Here is a 26,301-nt window from a genome sequence, read left to right as displayed (position 1 = left end):
TTCATCGTCTGGAAATGCCGCCCGGCAGTTTGAGACGATGACATGCCTGATCCAAAACCGACCATCCATACCGATCTCGTGCGCCGGCTGGTCAACGCGCAGTTTCCGCAATGGCGGCATCTGCGGGTGAGCCCGGTGGCGTTTGGCGGTTGGGACAACCGAACCTTCCACCTCGGCAATGATATGACTCTGCGGCTGCCGAGTGCCGCACCATATGCCTTGCAGGTCGAAAAAGAGCACCGCTGGGTGCCCACGCTGGCGCCGCTTCTGCCGCTGCCGATCCCGGTTCCACTGGCGATGGGCGAGCCTGGGGAGGACTACCCCTGGCAATGGTCCGTCTACCGCTGGATCGACGGCGAAACAGCCAAGACCGCCGAAATCGCCGATCGCCGACAGTTCGCGGTCGATCTGGCCAAGTTCCTCATTGCGCTCCGGCGGATCGATCCGGCGGGCGGGCCGCCCGCGGGCCAGCACAATTTCTTCCGCGGCGGATCGCTGAGCGTGTATGACAACCAGACAAGGGAAGCACTCCAGGCGCTGGAGGGGCAGATCGACACCCAGGCGGCCACCGCTGTCTGGGATGCGGCCCTTGCCGCCACCTGGCAAGGGTCGCCCGTCTGGTTTCACGGCGACGTCGCCTGGGGCAACCTTCTGGTCCAAAACGGCCGTTTGAGCGCCATCATCGACTTCGGCACCTCAGGCATCGGCGATCCCTCTTGCGACCTGGCGATCGCCTGGACATTCTTCCAGGGCGAGAGCCGGGAGGCATTCCGGGCTGCCATCGACGTCGATGAAGCGACCTGGGCGCGCGGCCGCGGCTGGACGCTGTGGAAAGCGCTGATCACCGTTGCCGGACACGACGCCAACCAGGCCGAGGCGGAACGATCGCGCCGCGTCATCGACGACGTCCTGGCCGATCACCGGGAATTCGCGTGATCAGAGCCTTTCGACGATGTGTGGGGATCCAATGTCAGCACAGATCGCACGCGGCGCGCCAAAACCTTGATTTAGCCACGCAACCGGTGACAAGCTCCTGCCATGGAATGGCGCGACGAGGGAATCATACTCGGCACCCGCAAGCATGGCGAAACCAGCGCCATTCTCGAGGTAATGACGCGTGCGCATGGCCGCCATCTCGGCCTGGTGCGCGGCGGGCGCTCGCGCAAGCAGCAGCCGGTGCTGCAGCCCGGCAACCGCGTCGACCTTTTGTGGCGGGCACGCCTCGACGAGCATCTCGGCACCTTCCAGGCCGAGGCGATCGAGATGAATGCCGCCCGGTTGATGGACAGCGCAGTCGCCGTCTACGGCCTGCAGACCATGGCCGCGCATCTCAGGCTCCTGCCGGAGCGCGACGCCCATGGCGGCCTGTATGAGACGCTTGCCGTGATGATCGCCCATCTGGACGATTCGGATGCCGCCGGCGAACTGGTGGCGCGCTTCGAACTGCTCATCCTCGACGAACTCGGCTTCGGCCTCGATCTCAGCCAGTGCGCGGCGACCGGCGCCAGGCAGGATCTGGCCTATGTCTCGCCGAAATCCGGCCGCGCGGTTTCGCGCCAGGCCGGCGCGCCATGGCGCGACAAGATGCTGGCGCTGCCGGCCTTCCTGCGGCGCGGCTCCGGCTTGCGGGCGGACCACGCGGCACTCGAGGACGCCTTCCATCTGACCGGTTTCTTTTTCACCCGCCATGTCTACGAGCCGCGCGGCATCGAACAGCCCGATGCCCGTGCCGGCTTCCTCGCCGCCTTGCGCAAGCATCATTCGGGCGGCAAGGCCGCCCTTACGGCAGACGCTGCGCCAGAAGGGGGAGGGAGACTCGGTGGGTGCTGACCTCCGCAAACCGTCCAGGTTCACACCAAAAGCTGCATGCGGGAGCATTCCCTCCCCCTTGTGGGGAGGGTTAGGGTGGGGGTACTCGTAGGGCAAGAGCCTCAGCCGGCTTTGCGATGCTCCATGAAATCATCGAGGATGGCGCGCTGACCGCCGAGGATCTTGAGGCTGGCCTCGGCGAAGGAAAACCAGCCGGCCCTGTCGATTTCGGGAAATTCCCTCGTCACGCCTGACCTGGGCGGCCATTCCATCGTGAACATGTTGCTTTTAACGGCATCGGGATCGAAATCGGCTTCGACACTCCAGGCGATGACGATCTTGCCGCCGGCTTGCCGATAGCTGCCGACAGGTTCGAAATCGCCATCGATGCTGACTCCGAGTTCTTCCCCAGCCTCGCGCCGGGCGGCGGCCAACTCATCTTCATTGTCCTCGACGAGGCCCTTGGGGATCGACCAAGCGCCTTCATCCTTCCTTGCCCAGAACGGGCCGCCGGGATGGACGAGCAGAAATTCGAGAATGCCGGCCCTTGTCCGGTGGATCAGCAGCCCTGCACTTCGTTTCGGCATTCGATTTCCTCGTAGTTCATCCGAGGATAGCATGGCTCCTGGGCAAGTGGCGGCGGCATGCCATTCCTGGCTATCTCAGATGATGGGTGAGGAGAAAGACCGTAGGCCGCTGGAATTTGCCGACGAAACATGCTCGATAACTTCTTTTCGGCCACCATTGCGGTGGCGTGACTTGAATAGCCGTCTGGGGTGGCCGTGTGGCCGCCGCAATTGTCAGTGAAAACTGGCCTGGTTTGGGGGAACCGCCATGTTTGAAAGCCTGATTGGCGCCGTCGTCGTTATCGTGCTTTTTGTCCTCGTCTTGCGCCAGCAGGGCCGCGTCAGTCTGATCGAGCGCGAGCTCGGAGCGCTGCGCAGCCTGGTTCTGTCCGGAGTGCATGCGACACCGCCCGTTGCCAAACCGGCCGAGCAGGCTGCAAGCGCACCGGCGGATGCCGCTCACGCTAGCGCACCAGTTGCCGACATAGCTTCGCCAACAACAGCAGACGCGGCACATGCCCAGGCACCGGCCGCCGAAGCCGATGCGGCCACCAGCGAGGCCGTGCCAGAACTGTCGGCCGCGGCCAAGGCGGCATTCACCGGATCCGCGCCTGCCGCCACGTCGAAGGCAGCCCGCCAGTCAGAGGTCGAAACGGCGCTCGGCACCCGTTGGGCGGTCTGGGTCGGCGGCGTCGCGCTGGCCCTGGGCGGCCTGTTCCTGATCCGCTACACCATCGAGGCCGGCATTTTCGGCCCTGAAGTGCGGCTGTCCCTGGCGGCGCTGCTCGGCCTGGTGCTGATCGGCGGCGGCGAGTTCATCCGCCGCACCGGCTTCAAGGTGCCGGTGCAAGGGGCTGCAGGCGCCTATATTCCGGCGATCCTGACGGCTGCCGGCGCCTTCATCCTGTTCGGTACGGTCTATGCCGCGCATGCCATTTACGGTTTCGTCGGGCCGGCCTTCGCCTTCACCGTGCTCGGCGCCATCGGCGTGGCGACCATTGTCGCCGCCCTCGTCCACGGCCAGGCCCTGGCCGGCATCGGTCTCGTCGGCTCGATGGCGACGCCGGCGCTTGTGTCCTCGCAGGCGCCCAACCCATGGGCGCTGTTCGTCTACCTGGCGATCGTGCTTGCCGCTACAGCCGTGATCGCCCGCATTCGCGACTGGAAATTCCTGATTGCGGCGGCCTTCTTCGGCACCGGCGCCTGGACCATCGTCTACATGATGAGCACGCTAGTCGCCGACCTTGCCGTCATCCTGTTCATCGACGCGGTGACGCTGGCGGTGCTTGCCTTTGTCTGGCTGGGCACACGTGACAGCGAAGCGGAGACGGCGAAGACCGGCTTCGACTGGCCCTCGATCGTGCCAGGCGTTTTCGTTGCGTTTTCAGCGCTAGGCCTGTCCGTCGACACGACGCTGGTCGCCGCCGGTGGCGCCTTGCCGGGCGCCTTCGTCCTCGTCGCCCTTGTCGCCACCGCACTCTACCGGCCGCGCGCGCTGCCGCTGCTGCATGCCGCCGGCGTGGTGAGCGTGATGATCCATCTCGGCATCATTCCGCCCACCACCATCGGCTCCGACATAACCCAGGGGAATATCGGCTTTGACGGCATGCCGGTGGCGGCCGGAAATCCGTTGACGCTGCGCATCGGCATTGCCCTCGGCCTGGTTTTCATCGGCGCCGGCTTCTGGGCCGCACGCCGCTTCGCCGCCTCAGCACGGGTCCGCGCGGCATGCTGGGCGGCATGGGGCGTCGCTTCGCCGCTGCTTATTCTGCTGACGCTGTGGCTCGCCTACGGCAATCTCGACCGCGACCTTGTCTACGCAGCGATAGCTGCCCTTCTGGTCGTCGTCTTCGCCGCCGGCGGCGAATGGATTGCGCGCGCCGAACAGCCGCCGCTCAAGGGCGACGTCGCCGTCTCCTTCGCGCTTTGCGGCTCGGCTATGGCCGGGCTCCTGATGCTGCACATGGCCTTCGGTTCCGGCTGGACCACGTTGCTTGCCGGCGTTGCCGCCATCGTGCCGGCGCTGGCGACGCGTTGGCGTTCTTATCCCGTGCTGGGCCGGATTTCGGTCGGCGCGGTCGTCGCCGTGCTCGGCCGCGTCGCCTTCGATCCGACCATCGTCGGCGCCGAGTTCCTGACGACGACGCCGGTGTTCAACTGGCTGCTGCCGGGATACGGCGTACCGGCGCTAGCCTTCGGCTTTGCCGCCTGGCAACTCGCGCGTACCACCCCCGCACTACCAACAACTGGCAATGGCCGGCCGCGCCTAGCGATGGAGGCGGGTGCAGCCCTGTTTGCGCTGCTCACCGTCGCCATGCTGGTGCGCCACGCCATGCATGGCGGCGTCATCGACACCGGCCCGGTGACGCTCGCCGAACAGGCGATCTATACGCTGATCGCCATCGGCGCCGGCGCGATACTGGTGGCCATCGACATGCGCTCGCCAAGCTCTGTGCTGCGCTACGGCTCGATGGCTGCCGGCGTGCTCTCGGTCGCCTTCATCGTCCTCCAGCATTTCCTGGTGCTCAATCCGCTGTTCACCGACGAATCGACCGGCCAGATCCCGGTGTTCAACCTCTTGTTCCTGGCTTACCTGTTGCCGGCCATAGCCGCCGGCGGGCTGGCGCTCTATGCCAGGGACAAGCGGCCGCCATGGTATGCGCAGATGCTGGCGGTGGTGGCGGCATTGCTTGTCTTCGCCTACGCCACACTGTCGGTCAGGCGCGTGTTCAAGGGCGAGTTCATCGGCCTGTGGAGCGGCCTCGGGCAGCTTGAGACCTACACCTATTCGGCGCTCTGGCTGATCATCGGCGTCGTGCTGCTCACCGCCGGCGTCTGGCTGAAGTCGCAGGTGCTGCGCATTGCCTCGGCGGCGCTGATCGCGATTGCCGTGGTAAAAGTCTTCCTGTTCGACATGTCGGAACTGGAAGGGGTGCTCAGGGCGCTGTCCTTCATCGGTCTTGGCGCCGTGCTGATCGGCATCGGCCTGTTCTACCAGCGGCTGCTGACGCGGGCGGCGAGGGAGGCCAACGCTGCAACTTGAAGTGATATACGAGATGGAATATATGAATATCCAACGGAGGATATTCGATGCCGCTCTATATCCGCGACGACGAAGTGGATGCGCTGGCCAGCAGATTGCAACGCGAGACGAACGCTCCGAGCAAAACGGAGGCGGTGCGGGTCGCGCTCGTGCACGAACTTGAGCGCAATCGGGCGAAGGTGCCGCTGCGCGATCGGATCGCCAGTCTTCAGGACAGGGCCAGGAAGCTTGGCCTGCCCAATCCCGATTTCGATATGAAGAAGTTCACCGACGAGATGTGGGAAGACTGATGTTTGTCGACGCGTCGGTGATCGTCGCCATTCTCAACCAGGAACCTGGGTGGGAGGAATTGCTGAAGCAGCTATCCGGTTTTTCCGGGCAGGTCTGGGTTTCTCCGTTGGTTCACTTCGAAGCAACACAGGCATTGGCAAGGGCCGGCGCCGGCCCGCGCAGACCCAGCGCTGAAGCCCTTCTCCATGCCCGCGATCTGATCGATGAGTTCATTGTGGAGATCATGGGAGAGAGTCTGGCCATTGACGACAACATCAGCTCTCGGGCCATTGACGCGAGTGCCCGTTACGGCAAAGCCGTTGGCCACAAGGCGGATCTGAATCTCGGGGACTGTTTTGCTTACGCCTGCGCGAAAAGCCGCGATCTTCCACTGCTATACAAAGGCCATGATTTCGCACAGACCGATTTAGGATAATTCGGCCCTTTTGTTGATTGCGGGGAATAATTTAGCCGATCAACTCGTTATCTCACTGCTTGGGTGACCGGGGCGGCAGACCGCTTCGCGCTGGCCGCTTGCGCCGCGCCGGGAAGGCGCGTTCAATCGGGTTAAACAAGGGCGACCTCAGAACCAGCGGTCATGGACGAAAAGAAGGCAGCAATCCTTGGCGAAATACCGCGCCTGCGCCGCTACGCACGCTCGCTTCTGCGCGACCGCGAATCCGCTGACGATCTCGTCCAGGATTGCCTCGAACGAGCGCTCTTGCGGCTTGAAAGCTGGCAGACGGGAGAAAGCCCCCGGAGGTGGCTGTTTACGATCATGCATCATTTGTTCATCGATCAGATGCGCAAGGTGAACCGGCGCGGTGAGGCGGCGATCCTGCCGCTTGACGCAAACGAGGCGCAGGCAGTCCCCGCCGAGCAGGCCGAGAACGCCGCCTCGCGCGAGATCATCGACGCATTGCAGGCGATCAGCCCCGACCGCCGCGCCGCTCTCGTCATGGTCGCCATCGAAGGATTCTCCTATGCCGAAGCCGCCAACATTCTCGGCGTGCCCGCCGGCACGCTGATGTCGCGCATAGCGCGCGGACGCGAGGAGCTGCGCAGCCTGCTCGATGACACGGCGCGCCGCCGCTCGATAAGGATCGTCGAGAAATGACCCGCCGCGATTTTTCCGAACGCGATATCCACATGGCTCTCGACGGCGAGCTGCCGGGCGACGAGCGCGCCGCCTACGACGCCTGGATCGACGCCAATCCCGAAATGAAGGCGAAAAGCGCCCGCTACACCGCCGACCGCGCCGCGTTGCGCGCCGCCTTTGCCGGTGTGCTCGACGAGCCCGTGCCGGTGCTGTTCAAGCAGATCGTTAGCGGTGAAGGCGCGACCAAAGCGGCGGCGCGGCAGTCGCGCTGGTGGCTTGCGGCCGCGGCGGCCGCAGTGCTCGTCATCGGCGGTCTTGGCGGCTATTTTGCCGGCATCGACGGCATCGGCAGGGAAGATGGCGCCGATGACCAACTGGCCGAAGAGGCGATCGCCGCCCATGTCATCTATGCCGCCGAACAGCGCCATGCGGTGGAAGTGCCGGCAAGCGACAAGGATCACCTGCAGACCTGGCTGTCCAACCGCGTCGGCCTGAAACTGGTGGCGCCGGATCTGGTGGCGGAAGGCTTCCAGCTGGTTGGCGGCCGGCTGCTGCCCGCCGGCCAGGGCAAGGCAGCGATGCTGCTTTACGAGGACGCCAAGGGTCAGCGCATCTCCTTGTTCGTTACCGCTGATTCCTCAGCCAAGTCCAAGGGCACCTACATGGCGGACGCCGACGGCCCCGAGGCGGTCTACTGGCTGGACAAGGGCTATGCCTGCGCCGTCGTCGGCTCGCTGCCGCGAGAGCAGCTGGCCGCGGTCGCCAAGCGCGCCTACGGTCAGCTTCTGGCCGGTATCGCCAGTTGAGCACATTCGGTTTTGGCGTCATGCGCCGAGGCGGCGCCGCACCTGGCGGTGCCGCGGTCACCGCCCGCCACTCGCGGTGGAACTGTCACAATTCGGCCCTATTCAAGGTGCGATAGCGCTTGGCTGATATCGGCGTTTCGGCTGATGTTTGCGACGTTTTTGACCGCGGCCTTTTCCTCCACCCAATCGAGGTTTTCCAAACCCGCATGCCTGCCGAGATTCGCAAGGCCCGCGCGTCCGACGTCGATGACCTCGCCGCCATCGAGAAGGCGGTTTTTTCCAGTGACCGCATTTCCCGGCGCTCCTTCCGCCTGTTGATCGAACGCGAGACAGCCGAGATGCTGGTCGCCGAAAGCGATGGCCGTGTCGCCGGCTACGCCATCGTGCTGTTTCGCAAGGGCAGCGGCGTCGCCCGGCTCTATTCGCTTGCCACCAGCCCGTTTTTCAGCGGCCGCGGCATTGGCCGCATGCTGCTTGCAGCGGCCGAAGAAGCTGCCTTCGAGCACGACCGCATGATGTTGCGCCTCGAAGTGCGCGAGGACAATCTTCGCGCCATCGGCATCTATGAGCAGAGCGGCTACCGCAAGATCGGTCGCGAGCCCCACTATTACGAGGATGGCGCCACCGCGCTGCGCTACGAAAAGACCTTGCGCGGCGATATTCCGGTCGCCACCAAAGTCCCGTTCTACCAGCAGACCTGCGAGTTCACCTGCGGTCCATGCTGCCTGATGATGGCGATGGCCAATTTCGATTCCGGCTTCGTGCCCGATCCGGTCATGGAAATCCGCCTATGGCGCGAGGCAACGACCGTGTTCATGATGTCCGGCCCGGGCGGCTGCGAGCCCTTCGGCCTTGCGGTTTCCGGCTACGAAAGCGGGCTTGCGGCGGAAATCTTCGTGTCCTTCTATGGCGCGCTGTTCTTGCAATCGGTGCGCAGCGACGACAAGCGCCGGGTGATGGAACTTGCCCAGGTGGACTTTCGCCGCCGCGCGGAACTTTACGGCATCCCGGTGAATTACCGTCCGTTCACCATCGATGATATCCGCGGCGCCCTGGCTCAGGGAAAACTGGTGCTGGTGCTGATCAGCGGCTTCCTGATGTTCGGCAAGAAGGTGCCGCATTGGGTGCTGGCTATCGGCGACGATGGCGACCACATCCTGATCCACGATCCCTGGGTCGAGGACGAAAGACAGGAGACCATCCTCGATGCCGCCAACATTCCCGTGCCGCACGGCATCTTCATGAACATGGCGCAATTCGGCCGCGACGGACTGCGTGCTGCCATCACTCTTGGGAAACGCTGATAACAATGACCTGGGTCATCCTCACCGGCCGTCAGAACGATCTCGACCCGGCGGCGACGCCGCACAAGATCATCACCAACCGTGACTATCTTGCGCATCCGGCGCTGTTTCGCGGCCAGCAGCCGAAGGTCATCAACCTGTCGAACAATTACGCCTACCAGAGCCGCGGCTATTATGCCTCTCTGCTCGCCGGTTCGCGCGGCCACAAGGTCATCCCGACGGTCGAGACGATGATCGACCTGTCCGAGCGCAAGCTCTACGAGCACGCGCTGCCGGAACTGGAGCTGGCGCTCAACAAATGTCGCAAGGATCTCGGTGGCGTATTCCCGCAAAAAATCTGCATCTTCTTCGGCATCGGACCGTCGAAGGTCTGGGACCGCTTCGCCAAGCTGTTGTTCGACTGGTTCCGCGCTCCGGCGCTTGAGGTTCACATCAAGGACAGCGCCGAATGGGCTTCGATCCGCAAGATCGGCTTCCTGCCGCTGGCCAGGATGGCCGAGGAGGAAGAAGCCCTCTTCGTGCAGGCGCTCGAGACGTACACCAACCGCGAGTGGCGCGACACCAAGGGCCGCACGCCGGCACGCTACACCTTCGCCACGCTGGTCGATCCGCATGAGGAACTGCCGCCGTCGGAGATTTCCTCGCTGCGTTACTGGGCCAAGATCGCCGAAAAGATGGGCGTCGAAATCGAGCCGATCACCAGGAAGGACCTGGCCAAGCTCGCCAATTACGACGCGCTGTTCATCCGCGAGACCACCTCGATCTCAAACCACACCTACCGCTTCGCGCGCCGCGCCCAGCAGGAAGGCATGCCGGTGATCGACGACCCGCTGTCGATGATCCGCTGCACCAACAAGGTCTATCTCAACGAACTGATGGCCTACAACAAGGTGCCGGTGCCGCCGACGGTGATGATAGCCGGCACCTCGGACCTCGAACTGGCGGCGCAGACGCTGGGCTTTCCGCTGGTGCTGAAGATCCCGGATTCATCGTTCTCGCGCGGCGTCAAGAAATGCGGCAACTTCGAAGAACTGAAGACGCTCGCCACCGAGTGGCTGGAGGATTCCGATCTCCTGATCGCGCAGAAATTCATCCCGACCGAATATGACTGGCGCGTCGGCGTGCTCGGTGGGCAGCCGCTGTTTGCCGTGCATTATCTGATGGCGAAAAAACACTGGCAGATCGTCAACCACAAGGCCAGCGGCAAGCCCGACCAGGGCGGCATCAAGACCTTCACGCTGAAAGAGACGCCGCCGCATGTCGTCGACACCGCGGTGAAGGCGGCGCGCTGCATCGGCGACGGGCTTTACGGCGTCGATCTCAAGGAAACCAAGGATGGCGTCTTCGTCATCGAGGTCAACGACAACCCGAACCTCGACCATGGCTGGGAGGATTCCGGCGAAAAGGACGAAGTCTGGGTGCGGCTGACGCAATGGTTCCTGGAGCGGCTGGACCGTCCCGGGCGTTAGTTTGCGGTCCCGGGCGGTAATTCAACCGAGGGGGAAAAATGCAGTTCATCGTCATCGAGGATTTCACCGGCTGCGACCGCAAGGAGATCTACCGCCGTTTCGGCGAGCGCGGCAGATTGAAGCCGGACGCGCTTGTCGTGCACCACTCCTGGATCGCGGCTGATATGAGCCGCTGCTTCCTGCTGGTCGAGGCCGATGACGTCACGCTGCTGCAGCGCTGGGTCATCGAATGGTCTGACCTGGTGGAGTTCGAGATCATTCCCGTGGCGACGAACAAGGACATGGTCGCCGCACTGGCCGGCCATCTCTGAGCAGTTCGGTCCATCAGCCGAGCACCGGCGAACCCACCGACCGCCGGCATTCCTCAATCAGCCAATTGCGAAACGCCTCCACCAGGTCGCGCCTTGCACTGCGTTCCGGGATCGTCAGGCAATATGGCTGACGCAGCGCGATCGATAGGGCATTCGCCCGGACCAAACGGCCGTCTTCCAGCGCCCCGGCGCAATAAATGCCTTGCGCCAGCGCCACGCCCAGCCCTGAAATGGCAAGGTCGAGCGCTGCCCGCGACGAGTTCGCCGACAGGCCGCGCTGCACTGCGCGGCCGGGCTCTATGCGCGCCGCCTCGAACCAGGTGCGCCAAGACGGAAACGACGCGCCGGTCGGTCCCCAGTCGGTGTGAATCAGTGGCAGGCCGGCGAGGCTGTCGGTTTTGGCGGTGAGTTCTGGCGCGCAGACGGGGTAGACGGCGTCCCTGACGATCTCCTCGGTCGGGTGTTCACGATAGTGCGGGCCGAAGGACAGCCGGATGTCGATCAGTTCGCGGTCGAACGGCACCGGATCGTCATCGCCGCGCAGGGATATGTCGACGGCGCCGTGGCTGGCGACAAAGCCGGCGAGGCGTTCGGAAAGCCAGCCCATCGCCATGGACGGCGGCACCGATACGACAAGCCGCGGGCGGAAGGCATCGCTGCCCTGCGCGATGCTGCCGATCTCTCGAAAAGCCAGGGTCAGCCGGGGCAGCATCTCGACGCCGGCTTCCGTCAGCACCACGCGGCGGTTGACGCGATGGAACAGTTTTCGACCCATCTGCTCCTCGACGGTGCGAATGAGCTGGCTGACCGCGGCCGCCGAGATCGAGAGCTCATCCGCCGCTGCGGCGAAACTCCCCGAGCGCGCCGCCGCCTCGAAGGCTTGAAGTCCTCTCAGGGAAGGAAGCGCGGTCATGGGCTATCCGATAGGTAAGGTAAGCTTATCTATGTCGCAGAAATCCTCGTTTTTCGAAAGCTTTCTTATCGAGTATCTTGGCGCCATGACCGTGTCGGCCCAGTTTGAACCCAGAGACCATCGCGACGTCGTCGCGTCTCTGACCAATGAGCAGCGCAGCCGCCTGACCGGCAAGTCGGACGGGCCGGGTCTGGTCCAACTCGCCTTCCATCTCGGCGCGATTGTGGCTATCGGCGGGCTGATTGCGGCCAAGGTGCCGTACTGGCCGCTGTTGATGTTGCCGCAAGGCATTCTCATCGTCTTCCTGTTCACGCTGCTGCATGAGACGGTGCACAGGACGGCGTTCGAGACGCAGTGGCTCAACGATGCCGCCGCAAGGGTCTGCAGCCTGGCGATCGCGCTGCCCGCCGACTGGTTTCGCTATTTCCACTTCGGCCATCACCGTTTCACCCAGGATCCCGAGAACGATCCGGAACTCGCCTTCCCGAAACCGGAGACGATGCGGCAATACATCGTCCACGTCTCGGGCCTGCCGGTGTGGTGGGGGCATTTGCAGACACTCTACACCAACGCGATTGGCGGCTGCCACGACAGCTACGTCCCGCCGAAAGGCCTGCCCAAGGTGCGCACTGAAGCCCGCGCCATGATCGCTTTCTATGTCGTGGTCGCCGCGCTAGCCCTGTGGTTCGAGGCAAGTGTACTGCTCTATGTCTGGATCGTGCCGGCGCTGCTCGGCCAGCCCTTCCTCAGGCTCTATCTGCTGGCCGAGCATGGCCGCTGCCCGCTTGTCGCCAACATGCTGGAAAACACCCGCACCACGCTGACCAACTGGCTGGTGCGCAAAGTCGCCTGGAACATGCCGTATCACGCCGAGCACCACGCCTATCCCGGCGTGCCCTTCCATCAGCTGCCGGCCTTCCACCAGCTGATCGAGCGCCATCTCAAAGTCGTCGAACCCGGCTATGTCAGCTTCCACGAGAAATACGTCGAGACCTTGCGCTGAGGCGCTCGGCCGTCAGCGTAGCGTCTGCTCAACGAGCGTGACGAAATAGCGGAGCACGGTGGGGACGATGGCGTCGTTGAAGACATAGCGATCGCCGTGCAGCCCTTCGCCCAGTCTGACCGCTCCTGCGCCGACCCAAGCATAGCACCCGCCGGCTTCGCGGACCATGTAGGCAAAATCCTCGCAGCCGAGGCTCGGGTTGAATGCGGTCTCGACCTGCTCGCGGCCGACAACCGCGGTTGCCGCCTGGACGGCCCGGTCAGTGGCAGCCGACGTGTTGACCAGCGGCGGATAGCCTTTCTTGTAGGCGAGCTTGGCGGTGAGGGCATGCGCCGAGGCAATGCCTTGCGCGATGTCGCCGATCAGCCTTTCGCAATGGTCCGACAAAGCGGGCTCGAAGAAGCGGCAGGTCCCCTGCAGCCAGACCTTGCTTGGCACGATGTTGCCGACGTTGCCGCCATGGATCTGGGTGATCGAGACGACCAGCGCCATTTGCGGGTCTACCGAACGGCTGACGATGCGCTGCACGGCCTGGACGAAGGCGCCGGCCGCGAGCACGGGATCGTCGCCTAGCTGCGGCATGGCGGCATGCGCGCCGGTCCCCTCAAAGTTCAGTTCGAAAGTGTCGACGGCCGCCATCATCGACCCGGCACGGGCCGCGATCTTTCCGAGCGGCAGCCCCGGCCAGTTGTGGACGGCGTAGACGGCTTCCACGGGGAAGCGCTCGAACAGTCCGTCCTCGATCATCCGCATGGCGCCGCCTTCATTTTCTTCCGCCGGCTGGAAGATGAAACAGACGGTGCCGTCGAAGGCTCTGTTGTCGGCGAGCAGCTTGGCGGCGCCGAGCAGCATCGCGATGTGCCCGTCGTGGCCGCAGGCATGCATCACGCCGTCTTTCTTCGACGCATATGGCAATCCTGTCTTCTCCAGCACGGGCAAGGCATCGAGTTCGGCCCGAAGCCCGATGGCGCGCACGCCTGGCCGTCCTCTGAGGACGCCAACCACGCCGGTGCCGCCTATGCCTTCATGAACCTCGTCGAGCCCGAAGGTGCGCAGCTTGTCGGCGACGAAGCGCACGGTCTCATACTCTTGGAAACCGAGTTCGGGGTTGGCGTGGATGTGATGCCGCCATTCCACCACCTGCGGGGTGAGGGCGGCGATGGGGTCGTTGTGCAGCATTGCGCTCTCCTTGCCGGCTATCCTAAATTCGGCCTTGTCGATGCCAGCACGTAAAGGTTTTGCGCCGGCAGCGTCTTGAACAGGATTGACCGTGTCTGGAATTCAACAGCCTCAGGAGACGACGCAGTTCTGGCGTCATCCGCGCTTTCGCGATCTTGGCATGCTCAAGGCGCGCTTCACGCGGCATCGCTACCAGCTGCACACGCACCCGACCTATGTCGTCGCCCTGATCACGCAAGGGTGCGAGCGGGTCCGCATCGGCAACGAGACTGTCCTCGCGCCGTCGGGCACGGTTCTGCTCGTCGATCCGGAGATATGGCATGACGGCGAGGCGGGTGCCGACCAGGGTTGGGCTTACCGCACCTTCTATCCGTCGGCCTCGCTCATGGGTGCGATCGCGGACGAGCTCGGGCAGGATCGCCCGCCGTTGTTTTCGCAAGCGATCGTCGATGATGCCGATCTCGTCCAGGCAGTAGGCGTCGCGCACTTGGCTTCGACATCGGGTGATGCCACCAGCGCCGAAACATCCATGCTGATCGCCTTGCGCAAGCTCATCCTGCGCCATGGCGATTGGGGCGGCCGGCGGCGCGAGGCGGTCGAAAGCTTCGGATCGAAAAGCCGGCTCCGGGTCTATGAACAGGTCATCGAAGACCATCTGAACTCGGACCTCGATTTGCAGCGGCTCGCTGAAGCCGCAGGCGTGACGCGCTTTCAAGTTATCCGCGATTTCAGGAAAGTGCTGGGTCTCACCCCTGCTGCCTTCATCCGTGACCGCAGGCTGCGCCGTGCCGATCTGCTGATCCGGCAAGGTTCAGATCTCGCCGGTGCCGCCTTTGCGGCCGGCTTCTCCGACCAAAGCCATCTCTCGCGCACCTTCCGCGCCGCGCATGGAATGACGCCGGGGATGTTCAGGCGCGCCGGGACGCTGCCCTCGTCTTGAGAAGTCGAGCCATGTCGGCGGCCTTTGACGGCATGCCGATCAGAAAGCCCTGCGCCTCGACGCAGCCAGCCTTGCGCAATATGTCGAGCTGCGCTTCGGTCTCGACGCCTTCGGCGGTGACAGTGATGCCAAGTTCGGCACCAAGCCCGATGATCGTGCGCACGATCGCCGCCGTGTCCTTGTTGTCGATATCGTGGATGAAGGAGCGGTCGATCTTGATCTTGTCGACGGGAAAACGCCTGAGATAGCCGAGCGACGAATAGCCGGTGCCGAAATCGTCGAGCGCGATGCGGATACCGAGTTCGCGCAGCTGTCTCAGCGTCTTCAGCACCGTCTCGCTCTCATCCATCAGCACGGTCTCGGTGATTTCCAGTTCGAGCCGGCTGGCCGGCACGCCGGAAACGGCCAGCGCCGAAATCACGCTGCGGGCAAAGTCGGCGCTTCTGATCTGCACTGCCGAGACATTGACGGCGATGCGCATTCCAGGCGGCCAGCCGGCGGCCACGCTGCAGGCCTGTTTCAGCGCCCATTCGCCCAGCGGAACGATCAGCCCGCTGTCTTCGGCGGCTGCGATGAAATCGTCGGGCGCCACCAGGCCGCGCGTCGGTGAATTCCACCGCATCAACGCTTCGGCGCCGACGATCTTGCCCGACGCGATGTTGGTGATCGGCTGGAACTCCAGCACGAACTCCCGCCGCTTCAGTGCCGTCTCGAGATCGGTTTCGAGCGCCAGGCGCGCCCGCACCAAGGCATCCATGCCGGGCTCGAAAAAGCGGTAGACGTTGCGGCCTTCGCTCTTGCCGCTGTAAAGCGCCATGTTGGCGTTCTTCAAAAGCGTGTCGGCGTCCTTGCCGTCACCGGGATACAGCGCGATGCCAAGGCTGATGCAGACATGCATGTCGCGGCCCTTGTCGCGAAACGGCTGGCTGACGACAGCGACGATGCGTTTTGCCAGTTGTTCCGCATCGGTGGCGCCTTTGGGATTGAACTGCAGGATGGCGAACTCGTCGCCACCGAGGCGGGCGACCACATCGGTGTCACTGCGCAGGCTGTGCCGCAACCGCTCCGCCACGCATTTCAGCAGCCAGTCACCGGCCGGGTGTCCCCAGGTGTCGTTGACGGCCTTGAAGCGATCGAGGTCGAGCGAGAAGATCGCCAACGGTGTATCGCCGGCCATCGCCTGGTCGAGCCGTTCGCGAAACATCGAGCGGTTGGGCAGGTCGGTCAGCGTGTCGTAATGGGCAAGGTGGCTCATGCGCTCTTCGGCGCGCCGGCGCTCGGTGATGTCTTCGAAGGTCGCCACCCAGCCGCCACCGGCAAGCGGCCGGCGCGCAACCAGCAGCGTTCGGCCATCGGCAAGGCTGCGGTCTGTCGAACGCTCCTCACCGGCCTGCAGGCTGGCTCTGGTGTTGGCGATCTCGCCGTCGATGTCCATCGACGGATAGATGCGCAGTCGCACCATCTGTTCGAGCAGGGCGCGCTGGCTCATGCCGAGCGGGAAGTCGTCAGGCGTGACCTTGTAGAGGTCGAGGAAGCGCTGGTTGCGCACGATCAGCGTGCCTTCGGCGTCGTACATCAACAGGCCTTGCGACATGTTGGCGAGCGCCGCATCGAAGCGGCGGTGCTGCTCCTTCAGTTCCTGCTCGGCCCGCCTTTGCTCCGTAATGTCCTCATAGATCGACACCCAGCCGCCTGAGGCCAGCGGCCGGTGCGTGATGGAAACGATGCGTCCGTCCGACAGTATTTCCTCGTAGGTCGAGGCTTGCGCGCGCTCGATATAGGGCTTGCGGATGGCATACAGGTCTTCGGCGCTCTGTGAGGCGACACCGATGTCGACGCTGTGCTTTAGAATGTCCAGGAACGCGATGCCGGGCCGCACGATCTTCGCGTCGAGGGAGAAGATGCTGATATAGTTGCCGTTGCAGATGATCATCCGCTCGTCGGCGTCGAACATGCACAGCCCATGCGACATATTCTCGACGGCCGCGGAAAAGCGCTCGTTCTGGTGGCGCAGTTCGTCGGCGATCTGCCGTGGCGCGGCGACGCCTCCGGCTCCCCGTCTGCGGACGGGCGAACCACCCTTGACGTGCGCAACGGACATGAGGCGTGCCTGCTGACCGTGATCGAAACCCGGTACTGTGGTTACCGCTGGTTAATTTAGCGTATGTTCACTGCGCCGAATGCACGGCAACCGTTGCCTGGCGTTGCTTTTCAAGCGTTGCGTAGCGTTTGAGGAAGGCAGCTTGCGCCGAGGTCACCGAGTGCGGCTTAAAGTCGAAGCGGTCGGCATTGAACCCGCGCGGCCGGCCGAAGAACTCGGTTGCTTCCGCGGTCGAGAAACCGGCAAGCAGCGTCGCCTCGTAATAGGCGGCGATCTGGTCGGCGCGCTTGATCTCCTTGCGCAAGCCGACGCCGAGTTCGGGCGGCAGCGAAAAGCGCTGATGGATGGCGCGCTGGAGACGCAGCTCACACTCCTTGTAGGAGCCGCCCATTACCGATTTGAACGGCGAGATCATGTCGCCGATGACATATTCCGGCGCGTCATGCAGCAGTGCTGCCAACTGAGTATTGGCCGAGGCGTCCGGCTGCAACTCGCTGAACAGCGCCTCGACCAGCAGCGAATGCTGGGCGACCGAAAAGGCGTGATCGCCGCGGGTCTGCCCGTTCCAGCGGGCGACGCGGGCAAGCCCGTGGGCGATGTCGGAGATTTCGATGTCGAGCGGCGAGGGATCTAGCAGGTCGAGCCGCCGTCCCGACAGCATGCGCTGCCACGCGCGCGGTGGCGCTCCGACGCGATCGGCGGCCATCAGGCGTCCTCCGCGCCGATGGCTTCCCTGGGAAAGCTGAACTGCGCCCAGGCCGGGATGGCGAGCGAGACGGTGACATCACCGGCCAGTACCGGCTGGCCAGCGTCGAGCGCCGCCTTGACCCGGTCGATGCGGGCAATGGCGAGTCCGGCCGTGCCCGCGGTCGAGCCGAGCGTGCCGACCGGCCGCCCCGCAACCGTCAGCTCCGTGCCGGGCGCGGGTAAGGCGCGGTCGGCCGAAACGATCAGCACGCGCCGCCTGGCGGTGCCGCGATGCTGCATGCGCGAGACCACTTCCTGGCCGACATAGCAGCCTTTCTTGAAGCCGACGCCGCCGGTCTCGTCGAGCAGCACGTCGTGAGGGAAGGCATCGCCGAGCTGATAATCGGGACCGCTTTCGGCAATGCCGTTGGCGATGCGGAGCGTCTGCCATGCAGCCGGATCGCCACCTAGGGATGCGCCGCCATAGGAACGGCTCACAACCACATCGCGGAAGCGGGCATCGGCAAGTGTCGTTGAATCAGAAGGTGAGGCGCTTGAATCATCGCCCCACGCAACCGTCACAAGCACTTGATCCTGCTTGGCGATCTCGGCCTTGGCGCGCAGCTTGTAAAGCATCAGCCGGCGCAGGAAGTCGTCTGCGACGTCGGCACGGCAATCCAGCCGGAATCCGTCCTCGCCGCTACGCGAGATCAGGAAATCAAACAGGATCTTGCCTTGCGGCGAAAGCAGCGCACCGGGTTTTGCCGCACCGGCGCCCAGCGTGTCGAGGTCGGTGGTGAGGATGTTCTGCAAAAAATGCTCGGCATCCGGGCCTGACACAGAAATGAGAGCGCGGTCTTTGAGCAGGGCAAAAGGCATGGGCGGCAAAGAACCTGATCTTGCAAAACGGTCGGCCTTTACGTAAGCCGACGATACTCCCCCCGCAAGAGACCGAACGCCCATGGCCACCACCTACGACCTCATCCTGACAGGCGGCACGGTGGTCAACCATGATGGCGAGGGCGCGCGCGATGTCGGCGTCAAGGGTGGTCGCATCGTCGCAATGGGCGATCTTCGCCAAGCTTCGGCCGGCGAAGCGATCGACTGTCGCGGGCTGCACGTCCTGCCCGGCGTCGTTGACAGCCAGGTGCATTTTCGCGAGCCGGGGCTGGAGCACAAGGAAGATCTCGAGAGTGGATCTCGCGCCGCTGTTCTGGGCGGGGTCACCGCCGTCTTCGAAATGCCCAACACCAATCCGCTGACCACCAGCGAGGCGGCGCTTGCCGACAAGGTGCGCCGCGCCACCAGCCGGATGCATTGCGACTTCGCCTTCTGGGTTGGCGGCACACGCGAGGATGCCAATGATGTCGGTGAGCTCGAGCGGCTGCCGGGTGCTGCCGGGATAAAGGTGTTCATGGGCTCGTCCACCGGCGACCTGCTGGTCGAGGACGACGAGGGTGTCGCATCGATCCTGCGCAACACCCGCCGCCGCGCCGCCTTTCACTCGGAGGACGAGTTCCGGCTGCGCGAGCGCCTCGGCTTGCGCGTCGAGGGCGACCCGTCCTCACACCCCGTCTGGCGCGACGAGATCGCGGCCTTGCGCTGCACCGAGCGGCTGGTGCGCATCGCGCGCAGCACCCGCGCCCGCATCCATGTCCTGCACATCTCCACTGCCGAAGAGATCGTGTTCCTCGAACAGCACAAGGATGTCGCCACCTGCGAGGCGACGCCGCACCATTTGACGCTCACCGCCGACGACTATGCGCGGCTGGGCACGCTGATCCAGATGAATCCGCCGGTTCGCGCGGCCCGCCATCGCGACGGCGTCTGGCACGGCATTGCGCAAGGCATCGTCGATGTGCTTGGCTCCGACCACGCCCCCCACACGCTGGCCGAAAAGGCAAAGCCCTATCCGGCCTCACCGTCGGGGATGACCGGGGTGCAGACGCTGGTGCCGATCATGCTCGACCACGTCAATTCAGGCCGGCTGACCCTGCAGCGCTTCGTCGACCTCTCCAGCCATGGCCCACAGCGCATCTTCGGCATGGCCCGGAAAGGCCGTATCGCCGCAGGCTATGACGCCGATTTCACCATTGTCGACCTCCAGCGCCGCGAAACCATCACCAATGCGCAGGCCGGCTCCAGGGCCGGCTGGACGCCCTATGACGGCAAGGAAGTCACCGGCTGGCCGGTCGGCACGATCGTGCGCGGTCGTCGCGTGATGTGGGACGGCGAGATCGTCACGCCAGGACAGGGCAGGCCGGTGGAGTTTTCCGAGGCGCTGCCGGCTTAGCGGTTTCTTGCTGCGTTGGATTTTTTAAGCGCTATCCACTACGTTAAGGGCATTATGAACGCAGATATCGCGCCCATGATTGTCCCTGCGGAGTTTCCGGAGCTCCAGGCGCTCGCCTGGAACCGCGATGCGGCACGCCCGATTCCGGCCGAAGAGGCATTTGCGCTGTATGAGCGTAATTGGCGGTTTGTCGATCAAAAGCGTCTTACTGTGCGTGAGAAGCTGCTTATCCAAGGTTTGGCAGACAAATTCGGTCACGGCGTGCTCTTGACCGCCGGCTGATTTCCCTCACCTGATCGTTCCTCGCAGCCGGAATATCAACAGGACACACCGCGAGCGTCATGATGGAATTCAAGAGGCCCGAGCACCAGATCATTGCCGAAGCGCTCGGATTGATGGATCGCCATTTCCTGACCGCAAACCAGTGCTGGTTCGGCGGTGGCACTGCGATCGTCATGAAATTCGGGGAATATCGCCGCTCACTGGATGTGGATTTCCTGTGTGCCGACAGCGATGCCTATCGCGAATTGCGGACCTCCGCAGCCGAACGTGGCGTCAGAGCATTCTTTCCTGAGCCGGTCGAGGCTGTTCGGGACTTCCAGATCGATCAATATGGCTTGCGGACGATCGTGCGGTTGAAAGGCCAAACGATCAAGTTTGAAGTCATCCGCGAAGGCCGCATAAAACTGCGAGGCCATTTCGACGACGATCTGAATGTATCCGCCCTGGTCCCGGCGGATATGTTTGCCGAGAAGTTGCTGGCGAACGCGGATCGATGTCAGGACCGTGCAATTGCATATCGCGATGCCATCGATCTTGGAGTGCTGGTTGGCATCTATAAGGAAATTCCGAGCGACGCTGTTGGCAAGGCGAAGGTGGCCTATGGCGTGGATATCGAGCGCAAGGTGGCTTGGGTGGTAAACAGGCTGCGGGACAAGGAAGAATTGCGGCATGCCGCCGAGGTGCTGCAAATGGATCCCAACGCGGCGGTCGAAGCGATTTCGGCCCTTCGATGTGAAGGCGTCCGCATCTGGCCTGACACGGGTATTGCCCCGGAGCTTTCCAGCCCTGGTCAATAGCCGTAAGGGCGTTGCAGAAACTCAATCCCCGGCGACGAAAAACGTCCACTGCCCGGTGGGCGTAATGCCGACGCGGTAGAAGATGTAGGCTCCGAACTGCTTCATGTCGTCATAGTCGCCGGCGGTGACGATCTTGAACAGTTCGACCCGCTGCCTGGCGTTGAGCTTGTCCAGCGGCAGGGCGAAGAAATACGGCCAGACATAGAGTTCCTGCGGTGTGCCGACGTCTACATGGACATAGCCGGCATTGAGCACCTCTTCCAGGATGGCGAGGATTTCCTGACCTTCCTTGTCGCCCGATAGCCCTTTCAGGAAGGCGATCGGGTCGCCCTCGATTTCGCCCAGCGACAATTGGGTCATGGTGTCGCCCTTGCCGATCAGCGGCCGCAGCTTCTCGATGTCGCCGCTGACGCAGGCCTCGACCATCAGATCGCGCATGCGCCTGACGGGCTCGGGCAATTTGGAAAGGTCATAGACGACTTCGGGCACCGGCGCTTCTGGATCGGCACGCGGGTTGGCCACGCCGCCATCGTTGGCGGGGGCTTCCGGTTGGCTTTGTCCGGGCTCCGTGGGCGATTTCGGCTGGCTGGCGGCCGGTGGCGCCGTGCCGGGCAGATCGGGCATTGGCACTGAATTTTCAGACGGCGCCGTCTCACCATTGGCTGGTGGCCCGGCAGGAGCTGGAAGCTCCTCGCGCTTGATCTCGCTCAGCGCATAGGCAGGGTTGCTGGTCAGGACAAGCGCCAGCGGAACCGCGGCGCAAGAGGCGGCAAGCCAGATGCTGAGGACCACGCCGCGAGGCCGGCCTGACATCGAAAAATTCACCGCTTGCCTCTCCTTGGGCCTAGGCTGTTCAGGCATGATGCCCAAACGGCGCGCCGTCGTCAAAGAACCGGTAAGCTGGCGATGCACCCTCTGAGACGCGCGACGCCTAGTGCCGAAACCGCTCCGGCTCGAAGGCGCCGGCGATCACCTTTTCACGCATGCGATCGAGCAGGGCAAGGGCCGAGGTTTCGCCATTGGCTCGCAGCATCTCGCCGAACGCGGTTTCAAGCGCTGCCTCGGCGATGATTTCAGGTTCTATGCCGGCCGACAGACCTTCCGCCCAGGCCTCGCTATGGCTTTCCACCGCGGTCAGGCGCTTTTCTTCCCTGACCAGCGCGTCGATGTCGTTGACGCCATGTTCCATTTGCGATGTCCACCTTTTCAAGCGGCGGTCCGACGGGTCGGATCCGGCTTGGGCTGCCCCTATCTCACGCAGGCTAAGTAAGTATCTGTAAATACGACATTTTTTTGATCGTCTTTACAAACTTCGTCGCCTGCGTTCGGTCCGATTCAAACTTAGCCGATTAGACCGGTGAGCGGGATGAAAACCTTCAGTTTGAGTTAATTCCGCATTCGCGCGCTAACGTTTCGTTAATACTGTTGCGCAAGTGCAACACCAAGATTGCATCAACGTGCCGTGGATACAAGGCGGGTGCTCGAAAAGGCGTTCGCTAAACGCCGTCTGGCGCTCGTCAGTTGCCGTAACGCGAGGCGATGTCGCGCGACAGCGTCTCGCCTTCCTTCATGTAGCGGCTGATGGCTTCGGTCGCTGACGGCGTGCATTGGGTATAGGTGCCGCCGAAGGAACGGTAACCGCGGTTGAAGCTGGCGATGAAGCGGGCACGCCGCTCCGGATCGGGATTTTCCGAATCGATCAGCTTTTCCATCTCGGTGCGCCACTGGTCGCCCTTTTCGCCGCACAGATTGCGCAGGAAATGCAGCGACCCCAGCACCTCGGCCAGTCGCATCAGCCCGGGCTCGAACGGCGACTCGGCGGCCAGCGCCGGCTGCACGGCAAAAGCCGTGGCGGTGGCGATGCATGCGGTAAGGAACAGCGAGGTGCGGGTCATAAGTCTATCTGACGAAACATTTTGTCGCCTGCAAGGCGATTCTCGGAGCGGCAGATATGGGCCTGCTTCAGGCCAAAAGCTCTTCAGCCACCTCCATGACGTCACCCGCGAGCGGCAGCGTCGCCATTTCATCAAGACTATAGAAGGCGGCGGTCTCGGCATCGTCGCTGGCCGTCGCTTCGCCGCCGGCATAAACGGCGCCGAACACGGTCAGCAGATAGTCGACCGGGTGATTCTCGCCGCTGCCGTCGATGTGGATGTCGCGAAGCGGACGATAGTCCTGCGCCCGCAGCCCGGTTTCCTCCAGCAATTCGCGCACTGCTGCTTCTTGCAGCGTCTCGTCGGGCTCGACCTTGCCGCCGGGAAAGGCATAAAGCCCCTGCGACGGCGGCCGCGCCCGTTTGACCAGCAGCACCGTCCTGCCGCGCACGACGGCGACCGAGACTGCGGGAAGTATCTTGCGCTGCTCGTTCATCGATATCGATTCGCTTATGTGAGGCCCACCCTGTGGACCGGCTGGCAGCGAGCAGCTTTAGCGGTTGCGCAGCGCCGGTTCCATCGCCACGTTCGCGATCGGATCAATTCATCGAGCTTGCCAATGTGCGGACGCTTTGCCCTGACCGCGACGCCCGACCAGACCGCCGCCTTGCTCGGCCTGGCGGAGCTGGAGGATTTTCCGGCCCGCTACAACATCGCGCCGACGCAGCCGGTGCTGATGGCGTTGTCGGGGCCGCCGCGCATGCCGGGCTCGAATTTCCCGGATCGCCAGGCGATGCTGGTGCGCTGGGGGCTGATCCCCACCTGGGTCAAGGACACCAGGGAATTTCCGCTGCTCATCAACGCGCGTTCGGAAGGCGCTATTGAAAAAGCCTCGTTCAAAGCCGCCATGCGCCATCGCCGTGCCTTGGTGCCGGCCTCCGGCTTCTATGAGTGGCAGCAATCCGGCAGCGGCAAGAAGGGCCAGCCCTACTGGATACGGCCGCGGCATGGCGGGTTGATCGCCTTTGCCGGGCTGATTGAAACCTATGCCGAGCCGGGCGGTTCGGAAATGGACACCGGCGCTATTCTTACCGTCAACGCCAATGCCGGCATCGCCCATATCCATGACCGGATGCCGGTGGTGATCGCGCCTGAAGATTTTGCCCGCTGGCTGGACTGCCGCACGCTCGAACCGCGCGATGTGGCCGACCTGCTCAAGCCCGCGCTGCCCGTTTTCTTCGAGGCAATTCCGGTCTCCGACCTCGTCAACAAGGTCGCCAACACCGGGCCGGAGATACAGGACATGGGCATCGTCGAGCCCGGCAAGGTCAGGCGCCAGAAGCCCGGCGCGGACGACAGTCAGATGACGCTGTTTTAGAGCGCGCTCCCAAGAAGCCATGTCCGGTCTTCGGGAAGAACCTGCTCAATAGGAAGAGCTGCTGTTTTCAGGCGCGCTATGGGGCCTCAGCCTTCCGTTCCGGCGCACGCCTTGTCGGCGGCGGCACGATGCCTGTTCAGGCAGCGCGGGGCGAAGTGATTTTCGGCGCCGGCTTTTTATTCTTCGCGGTATGGAGAAGGGCGGCGACGATCGCGGCCGGGCCGATCGCACGGTAGTGGTTGGCGAGCGCCGGTTGCTTGGCGCGGCTCGATTCCTGCTTGGTTCGTGACATCGATCTCTTCCCTGGTAACATTTCCGTGTCTGCGTTTGCCGGCCGAATCTGACCGAATCGTGACCTATGGTGAACTAGCCGGCGAATGTTTCATGACTGTGCCGACATGTTTAATAAAATGTTTCAGCGGCTCCTGACCTATGAACCAGCGACGCTTTTGCCGGAAGTTGCGACTTGACGGCAACACCGGCCAAGGCGATAAAGCCGCCGATGAAAACGTTTTTCGCCATTTGTGGCATTTGCATTATTGGCTAGCTTCGCGCTGGTCCGGACGTTTTCGCCTCATCTTTCCCCAGAGTGGACAAACGCCCCGGCCAGCAGGCTGGAGCCCGATTTGTGCCTTGGCACAGGTAAGGCTCTCTCCAGAACTTAACGGACCGGAAGGGCACGCATGTCTGACGCATCGAAGGGTCTCAGCCTCTACAACACGCTAACGCGGACGAAGGACGTGTTCGTCCCCATCGACCCGTCGAATGTGCGCATGTATGTCTGCGGTCCGACCGTCTACGACTTTGCCCATATCGGCAATGCGCGTCCGGCGATCGTCTTCGACGTGCTGTTCCGTTTGCTGCGTCACCTCTACGGCGAGGCTGGTGTCACGTATGTGCGCAACATCACAGATGTCGACGACAAGATAAACGCCCGCGCGCTGCGCGATTTCGGCGCCGAGATCGCGTCGGGAAACCTGACGCTCAACGAGGCAATCCGCCGCGTCACCGAAAAAACCGCCGACCAGTACCACAAGGATGTCGCCGCACTCGGCTGCTTGCCGCCGACGGTCGAGCCGCGCGCCACCGAGTTCGTCGCGCGCCGCGCCGACGGCAAGGTTGACATGATCACCCTCATCGAACGTTTGATCGAACGCGGCCACGCCTATGTCGCCGCCGGCGAAGTGCTGTTCGACACCGCCTCGATGCCGGATTATGGCGAGCTGTCGAAGCGCAATCTCGACGAACAGCAGGCCGGTGCGCGAATTGCCGTCGACGCTCACAAGAAGAACCCGGGCGATTTCGTGCTGTGGAAATTGTCGTCACCGGAGGAGCCCGGCTGGGACAGCCCATGGGGCAGGGGCCGGCCGGGCTGGCACATCGAATGCTCGGCCATGTCGGCCGCCTATCTCGGCGATGTCTTCGACATCCATGGCGGCGGCCTCGATTTGATCTTCCCGCACCATGAGAACGAGATCGCCCAGTCGCGTTGCGCCCACGGCACCGACGTCATGGCCAATGTCTGGATGCACAACGGCTTCCTGCAGGTCGAGGGCCAGAAAATGTCGAAGAGCGTCGGCAATTTCTACGCGATCGCCGAACTGCTGGAGACCGAGACCTTCGGCGGCCGCAAATGGCCGGGCGAGGTGCTGCGTCTGGCGATGCTGATGACGCATTACCGCGAGCCGATCGATTTCTCCGTGCGCAAGCTGGAGGAAGCCGAGAATACGCTGCGCAAATGGAAGCGCGCCGCCGATCTCTCCCCGTCGGCAGGGCAAGTTCCGGCGGAGGTTGTGGCGGCGCTGTCTGACGACCTCGCCACCTATGCCGCCTTCCAGCAGCTCACGCAGCTTGCCGGTGAGGCCGCGGAGGGCAACGAAGCGGCCGCATCGCTGAAGGCATCGCTGTTGTTCCTCGGCTTCGATATCGGCGCGGCCGCCGTGGATGAGGACAGCGTTGCCAAGTCGATCGCGCAGCGCCTGGAGTTCATCGCCGCCAAAAACTGGGCCGAAGCTGACCGCATCCGCGACGAGCTTCTGGAGCAAGGCGTGCAGCTGAAGGACGGCAAGGATCCTGTCACCAACGAACGCGTGACGACGTGGGAGGTGAAGCGGTGAGGGTGGCGCGAGACACCGTTGTAAGATTGGCGAAGGCGGCAGCGACAGCCAATCTCCCCC

At 63.5% G+C, this 26,301-nt stretch carries 28 protein-coding genes; 17 read left to right on the top strand and 11 right to left on the bottom strand.

All coding sequences use genetic code 11. From position 1 onward, the window contains the following. Nucleotides 1-42 precede the first annotated feature (42 nt). Together NKH38_RS28845 and recO are read left to right on the top strand one after the other, a co-directional pair. On the top strand, nt 43-936 hold the full coding sequence (locus NKH38_RS28845; RefSeq protein WP_352763993.1) for an aminoglycoside phosphotransferase family protein: 894 nt from the start codon (nt 43-45) through the stop codon (nt 934-936). A 102-nt stretch (nt 937-1,038) separates the two neighbouring features. After that, nucleotides 1,039-1,830 carry a DNA repair protein RecO gene (recO, locus tag NKH38_RS28840; RefSeq protein WP_023670245.1) on the top strand — a complete coding sequence of 264 codons (792 nt, stop codon included), beginning with the start codon at nt 1,039-1,041 and terminating at the stop codon, nt 1,828-1,830. A gap of 101 nt (nt 1,831-1,931) precedes the next feature. Here the strand turns inward: recO and NKH38_RS28835 are convergent, their stop codons facing one another. After that, nucleotides 1,932-2,396, bottom strand: a complete 465-nt coding sequence (locus tag NKH38_RS28835) for an NUDIX hydrolase (protein WP_023670246.1) — start codon at nt 2,394-2,396, stop codon at nt 1,932-1,934. Between the two features lie 247 nt (nt 2,397-2,643). Between NKH38_RS28835 and NKH38_RS28830 the strand changes: the two genes are divergently transcribed. From NKH38_RS28830 to NKH38_RS28795, 8 genes are all read left to right on the top strand, one after another. Next, nucleotides 2,644-5,418 carry a DUF2339 domain-containing protein gene (locus NKH38_RS28830; RefSeq protein ID WP_352763996.1) on the top strand — a complete coding sequence of 925 codons (2,775 nt, stop codon included), beginning with the start codon at nt 2,644-2,646 and terminating at the stop codon, nt 5,416-5,418. A gap of 47 nt (nt 5,419-5,465) precedes the next feature. Continuing rightward, a complete protein-coding gene (locus NKH38_RS28825; protein WP_023670248.1) occupies nt 5,466-5,708 on the top strand; it encodes a type II toxin-antitoxin system VapB family antitoxin in 243 nt (80 codons plus the stop codon). Then, nucleotides 5,708-6,124 carry a type II toxin-antitoxin system VapC family toxin gene (locus tag NKH38_RS28820; protein WP_023731424.1) on the top strand — a complete coding sequence of 139 codons (417 nt, stop codon included), beginning with the start codon at nt 5,708-5,710 and terminating at the stop codon, nt 6,122-6,124. The genes NKH38_RS28825 and NKH38_RS28820 overlap by 1 nt, the downstream gene beginning before the upstream one ends. Before the next feature lie 162 nt (nt 6,125-6,286). Beyond that, the gene (locus NKH38_RS28815; protein WP_023670250.1) at nt 6,287-6,805 is read left to right on the top strand and encodes an RNA polymerase sigma factor; all 519 of its coding nucleotides are present in this window, start codon (nt 6,287-6,289) and stop codon (nt 6,803-6,805) included. After that, entirely contained in the window at nt 6,802-7,593 is a 792-nt protein-coding gene (locus NKH38_RS28810; RefSeq protein WP_023687291.1) for an anti-sigma factor family protein, read from the top strand. The genes NKH38_RS28815 and NKH38_RS28810 overlap by 4 nt, the downstream gene beginning before the upstream one ends. A gap of 206 nt (nt 7,594-7,799) precedes the next feature. Next, nucleotides 7,800-8,897 carry a peptidase C39 family protein gene (locus tag NKH38_RS28805; RefSeq protein WP_023692865.1) on the top strand — a complete coding sequence of 366 codons (1,098 nt, stop codon included), beginning with the start codon at nt 7,800-7,802 and terminating at the stop codon, nt 8,895-8,897. 5 nt (nt 8,898-8,902) lie between these two features. Further along, nucleotides 8,903-10,366, top strand: coding sequence for a RimK family ATP-grasp domain-containing protein (locus tag NKH38_RS28800; protein ID WP_023692866.1), 1,464 nt, complete (start codon nt 8,903-8,905; stop codon nt 10,364-10,366). Between the two features lie 38 nt (nt 10,367-10,404). Beyond that, the gene (locus tag NKH38_RS28795; protein ID WP_023670254.1) at nt 10,405-10,677 is read left to right on the top strand and encodes a DUF3303 domain-containing protein; all 273 of its coding nucleotides are present in this window, start codon (nt 10,405-10,407) and stop codon (nt 10,675-10,677) included. A gap of 13 nt (nt 10,678-10,690) precedes the next feature. Here NKH38_RS28795 and NKH38_RS28790 read toward each other — a convergent pair whose 3' ends face one another. Continuing rightward, entirely contained in the window at nt 10,691-11,590 is a 900-nt protein-coding gene (locus tag NKH38_RS28790) for a LysR substrate-binding domain-containing protein (RefSeq protein WP_352764000.1), read from the bottom strand. An 85-nt stretch (nt 11,591-11,675) separates the two neighbouring features. Here NKH38_RS28790 and NKH38_RS28785 point away from each other — a divergent pair, with 85 nt between their 5' ends. Then, nucleotides 11,676-12,593 carry a fatty acid desaturase family protein gene (locus NKH38_RS28785; RefSeq protein WP_352764046.1) on the top strand — a complete coding sequence of 306 codons (918 nt, stop codon included), beginning with the start codon at nt 11,676-11,678 and terminating at the stop codon, nt 12,591-12,593. Between the two features lie 12 nt (nt 12,594-12,605). Here the strand turns inward: NKH38_RS28785 and NKH38_RS28780 are convergent, their stop codons facing one another. Further along, on the bottom strand, nt 12,606-13,772 hold the full coding sequence (locus NKH38_RS28780; RefSeq protein ID WP_352764002.1) for an amidohydrolase: 1,167 nt from the start codon (nt 13,770-13,772) through the stop codon (nt 12,606-12,608). Nucleotides 13,773-13,863: 91 nt separating this feature from the next. On the opposite strand from NKH38_RS28780, the gene NKH38_RS28775 reads away from it, so the two are divergent. Beyond that, a complete protein-coding gene (locus NKH38_RS28775; RefSeq protein WP_352764004.1) occupies nt 13,864-14,712 on the top strand; it encodes an AraC family transcriptional regulator in 849 nt (282 codons plus the stop codon). On the opposite strand, the gene NKH38_RS28770 is transcribed toward NKH38_RS28775, so the two are convergent. From NKH38_RS28770 to ygfZ, 3 genes are all read right to left on the bottom strand, one after another. Further along, nucleotides 14,681-16,813, bottom strand: a complete 2,133-nt coding sequence (locus NKH38_RS28770) for a putative bifunctional diguanylate cyclase/phosphodiesterase (RefSeq protein WP_352764006.1) — start codon at nt 16,811-16,813, stop codon at nt 14,681-14,683. The two genes, NKH38_RS28775 and NKH38_RS28770, sit on opposite strands and share 32 nt — an antisense overlap. A 67-nt stretch (nt 16,814-16,880) precedes the next feature. Continuing rightward, entirely contained in the window at nt 16,881-17,519 is a 639-nt protein-coding gene (locus NKH38_RS28765; RefSeq protein ID WP_352764008.1) for an HD domain-containing protein, read from the bottom strand. Beyond that, entirely contained in the window at nt 17,519-18,379 is an 861-nt protein-coding gene (gene ygfZ / locus NKH38_RS28760) for a CAF17-like 4Fe-4S cluster assembly/insertion protein YgfZ (RefSeq protein WP_023824158.1), read from the bottom strand. The genes NKH38_RS28765 and ygfZ overlap by 1 nt, the downstream gene beginning before the upstream one ends. An 82-nt stretch (nt 18,380-18,461) precedes the next feature. Here ygfZ and NKH38_RS28755 point away from each other — a divergent pair, with 82 nt between their 5' ends. The 3 genes from NKH38_RS28755 to NKH38_RS28745 all read left to right on the top strand — a co-directional run bounded on the left by NKH38_RS28755 (nt 18,462) and on the right by NKH38_RS28745 (nt 20,872). Then, a complete protein-coding gene (locus tag NKH38_RS28755) occupies nt 18,462-19,793 on the top strand; it encodes a dihydroorotase (RefSeq protein WP_352764010.1) in 1,332 nt (443 codons plus the stop codon). A gap of 54 nt (nt 19,794-19,847) precedes the next feature. Next, nucleotides 19,848-20,075, top strand: a complete 228-nt coding sequence (locus tag NKH38_RS28750) for a hypothetical protein (RefSeq protein ID WP_031239468.1) — start codon at nt 19,848-19,850, stop codon at nt 20,073-20,075. A 62-nt stretch (nt 20,076-20,137) separates the two neighbouring features. Further along, nucleotides 20,138-20,872 carry a nucleotidyl transferase AbiEii/AbiGii toxin family protein gene (locus NKH38_RS28745; RefSeq protein WP_023731432.1) on the top strand — a complete coding sequence of 245 codons (735 nt, stop codon included), beginning with the start codon at nt 20,138-20,140 and terminating at the stop codon, nt 20,870-20,872. 21 nt (nt 20,873-20,893) lie between these two features. Here the strand turns inward: NKH38_RS28745 and NKH38_RS28740 are convergent, their stop codons facing one another. The 4 genes from NKH38_RS28740 to NKH38_RS28725 form a co-directional block, all read right to left on the bottom strand. After that, nucleotides 20,894-21,697, bottom strand: coding sequence for a hypothetical protein (locus tag NKH38_RS28740; RefSeq protein ID WP_023692874.1), 804 nt, complete (start codon nt 21,695-21,697; stop codon nt 20,894-20,896). 106 nt (nt 21,698-21,803) lie between these two features. Further along, a complete protein-coding gene (locus tag NKH38_RS28735) occupies nt 21,804-22,061 on the bottom strand; it encodes a hypothetical protein (RefSeq protein WP_023673564.1) in 258 nt (85 codons plus the stop codon). A 328-nt stretch (nt 22,062-22,389) separates the two neighbouring features. Beyond that, nucleotides 22,390-22,767, bottom strand: coding sequence for a TIGR02301 family protein (locus tag NKH38_RS28730; RefSeq protein WP_023731433.1), 378 nt, complete (start codon nt 22,765-22,767; stop codon nt 22,390-22,392). Between the two features lie 67 nt (nt 22,768-22,834). Beyond that, a complete protein-coding gene (locus NKH38_RS28725) occupies nt 22,835-23,242 on the bottom strand; it encodes an NUDIX hydrolase (protein WP_031239471.1) in 408 nt (135 codons plus the stop codon). A 123-nt stretch (nt 23,243-23,365) separates the two neighbouring features. On the opposite strand from NKH38_RS28725, the gene NKH38_RS28720 reads away from it, so the two are divergent. Next, the gene (locus NKH38_RS28720) at nt 23,366-24,124 is read left to right on the top strand and encodes an SOS response-associated peptidase (RefSeq protein WP_352764013.1); all 759 of its coding nucleotides are present in this window, start codon (nt 23,366-23,368) and stop codon (nt 24,122-24,124) included. A gap of 136 nt (nt 24,125-24,260) precedes the next feature. Here NKH38_RS28720 and NKH38_RS28715 read toward each other — a convergent pair whose 3' ends face one another. Then, nucleotides 24,261-24,416 (bottom strand): hypothetical protein, encoded by a 156-nt coding sequence (locus NKH38_RS28715; RefSeq protein WP_023673568.1) that lies wholly within the window; start codon nt 24,414-24,416, stop codon nt 24,261-24,263. Nucleotides 24,417-24,807: 391 nt separating this feature from the next. Here NKH38_RS28715 and cysS point away from each other — a divergent pair, with 391 nt between their 5' ends. Continuing rightward, nucleotides 24,808-26,241: a cysteine--tRNA ligase gene (cysS, locus tag NKH38_RS28710; RefSeq protein ID WP_352764015.1), complete on the top strand. Its 1,434-nt coding sequence runs from the start codon at nt 24,808-24,810 to the stop codon at nt 26,239-26,241. Nucleotides 26,242-26,301: the final 60 nt, after the last annotated feature.

Origin of the sequence: Mesorhizobium sp. M1078 (assembly GCF_040318615.1) — a bacterium.
Classification (GTDB): Bacteria; Pseudomonadota; Alphaproteobacteria; order Rhizobiales; family Rhizobiaceae; genus Mesorhizobium.
This window is presented reverse-complemented; position numbering and strand designations above follow the sequence as displayed.

Bases quoted from the DNA above. Each gene is read 5' to 3' on its own strand.
- NKH38_RS28795 (WP_023670254.1), top strand. From the start codon at position 10,405: ATGCAGTTCATCGTCATCGAGGATTTCACCGGCTGCGACCGCAAGGAG.
- NKH38_RS28735 (WP_023673564.1), bottom strand. From the start codon at position 22,061: ATGGAACATGGCGTCAACGACATCGACGCGCTGGTCAGGGAAGAAAAG.
- NKH38_RS28815 (WP_023670250.1), top strand. From the start codon at position 6,287: ATGGACGAAAAGAAGGCAGCAATCCTTGGCGAAATACCGCGCCTGCGC.
- NKH38_RS28715 (WP_023673568.1), bottom strand. From the start codon at position 24,416: ATGTCACGAACCAAGCAGGAATCGAGCCGCGCCAAGCAACCGGCGCTC.
- NKH38_RS28770 (WP_352764006.1), bottom strand. From the start codon at position 16,813: ATGTCCGTTGCGCACGTCAAGGGTGGTTCGCCCGTCCGCAGACGGGGA.
- NKH38_RS28750 (WP_031239468.1), top strand. From the start codon at position 19,848: ATGAACGCAGATATCGCGCCCATGATTGTCCCTGCGGAGTTTCCGGAG.
- NKH38_RS28720 (WP_352764013.1), top strand. From the start codon at position 23,366: ATGTGCGGACGCTTTGCCCTGACCGCGACGCCCGACCAGACCGCCGCC.
- NKH38_RS28765 (WP_352764008.1), bottom strand. From the start codon at position 17,519: ATGGCCGCCGATCGCGTCGGAGCGCCACCGCGCGCGTGGCAGCGCATG.
- cysS (WP_352764015.1), top strand. From the start codon at position 24,808: ATGTCTGACGCATCGAAGGGTCTCAGCCTCTACAACACGCTAACGCGG.
- NKH38_RS28845 (WP_352763993.1), top strand. From the start codon at position 43: ATGCCTGATCCAAAACCGACCATCCATACCGATCTCGTGCGCCGGCTG.
- ygfZ (WP_023824158.1), bottom strand. From the start codon at position 18,379: ATGCCTTTTGCCCTGCTCAAAGACCGCGCTCTCATTTCTGTGTCAGGC.
- NKH38_RS28835 (WP_023670246.1), bottom strand. From the start codon at position 2,396: ATGCCGAAACGAAGTGCAGGGCTGCTGATCCACCGGACAAGGGCCGGC.
- NKH38_RS28810 (WP_023687291.1), top strand. From the start codon at position 6,802: ATGACCCGCCGCGATTTTTCCGAACGCGATATCCACATGGCTCTCGAC.
- NKH38_RS28820 (WP_023731424.1), top strand. From the start codon at position 5,708: ATGTTTGTCGACGCGTCGGTGATCGTCGCCATTCTCAACCAGGAACCT.
- NKH38_RS28830 (WP_352763996.1), top strand. From the start codon at position 2,644: ATGTTTGAAAGCCTGATTGGCGCCGTCGTCGTTATCGTGCTTTTTGTC.
- NKH38_RS28785 (WP_352764046.1), top strand. From the start codon at position 11,676: ATGACCGTGTCGGCCCAGTTTGAACCCAGAGACCATCGCGACGTCGTC.
- NKH38_RS28790 (WP_352764000.1), bottom strand. From the start codon at position 11,590: ATGACCGCGCTTCCTTCCCTGAGAGGACTTCAAGCCTTCGAGGCGGCG.
- NKH38_RS28730 (WP_023731433.1), bottom strand. From the start codon at position 22,767: ATGACCCGCACCTCGCTGTTCCTTACCGCATGCATCGCCACCGCCACG.
- NKH38_RS28805 (WP_023692865.1), top strand. From the start codon at position 7,800: ATGCCTGCCGAGATTCGCAAGGCCCGCGCGTCCGACGTCGATGACCTC.
- NKH38_RS28725 (WP_031239471.1), bottom strand. From the start codon at position 23,242: ATGAACGAGCAGCGCAAGATACTTCCCGCAGTCTCGGTCGCCGTCGTG.
- NKH38_RS28755 (WP_352764010.1), top strand. From the start codon at position 18,462: ATGGCCACCACCTACGACCTCATCCTGACAGGCGGCACGGTGGTCAAC.
- NKH38_RS28745 (WP_023731432.1), top strand. From the start codon at position 20,138: ATGGAATTCAAGAGGCCCGAGCACCAGATCATTGCCGAAGCGCTCGGA.
- NKH38_RS28825 (WP_023670248.1), top strand. From the start codon at position 5,466: ATGCCGCTCTATATCCGCGACGACGAAGTGGATGCGCTGGCCAGCAGA.
- NKH38_RS28800 (WP_023692866.1), top strand. From the start codon at position 8,903: ATGACCTGGGTCATCCTCACCGGCCGTCAGAACGATCTCGACCCGGCG.
- NKH38_RS28780 (WP_352764002.1), bottom strand. From the start codon at position 13,772: ATGCTGCACAACGACCCCATCGCCGCCCTCACCCCGCAGGTGGTGGAA.
- recO (WP_023670245.1), top strand. From the start codon at position 1,039: ATGGAATGGCGCGACGAGGGAATCATACTCGGCACCCGCAAGCATGGC.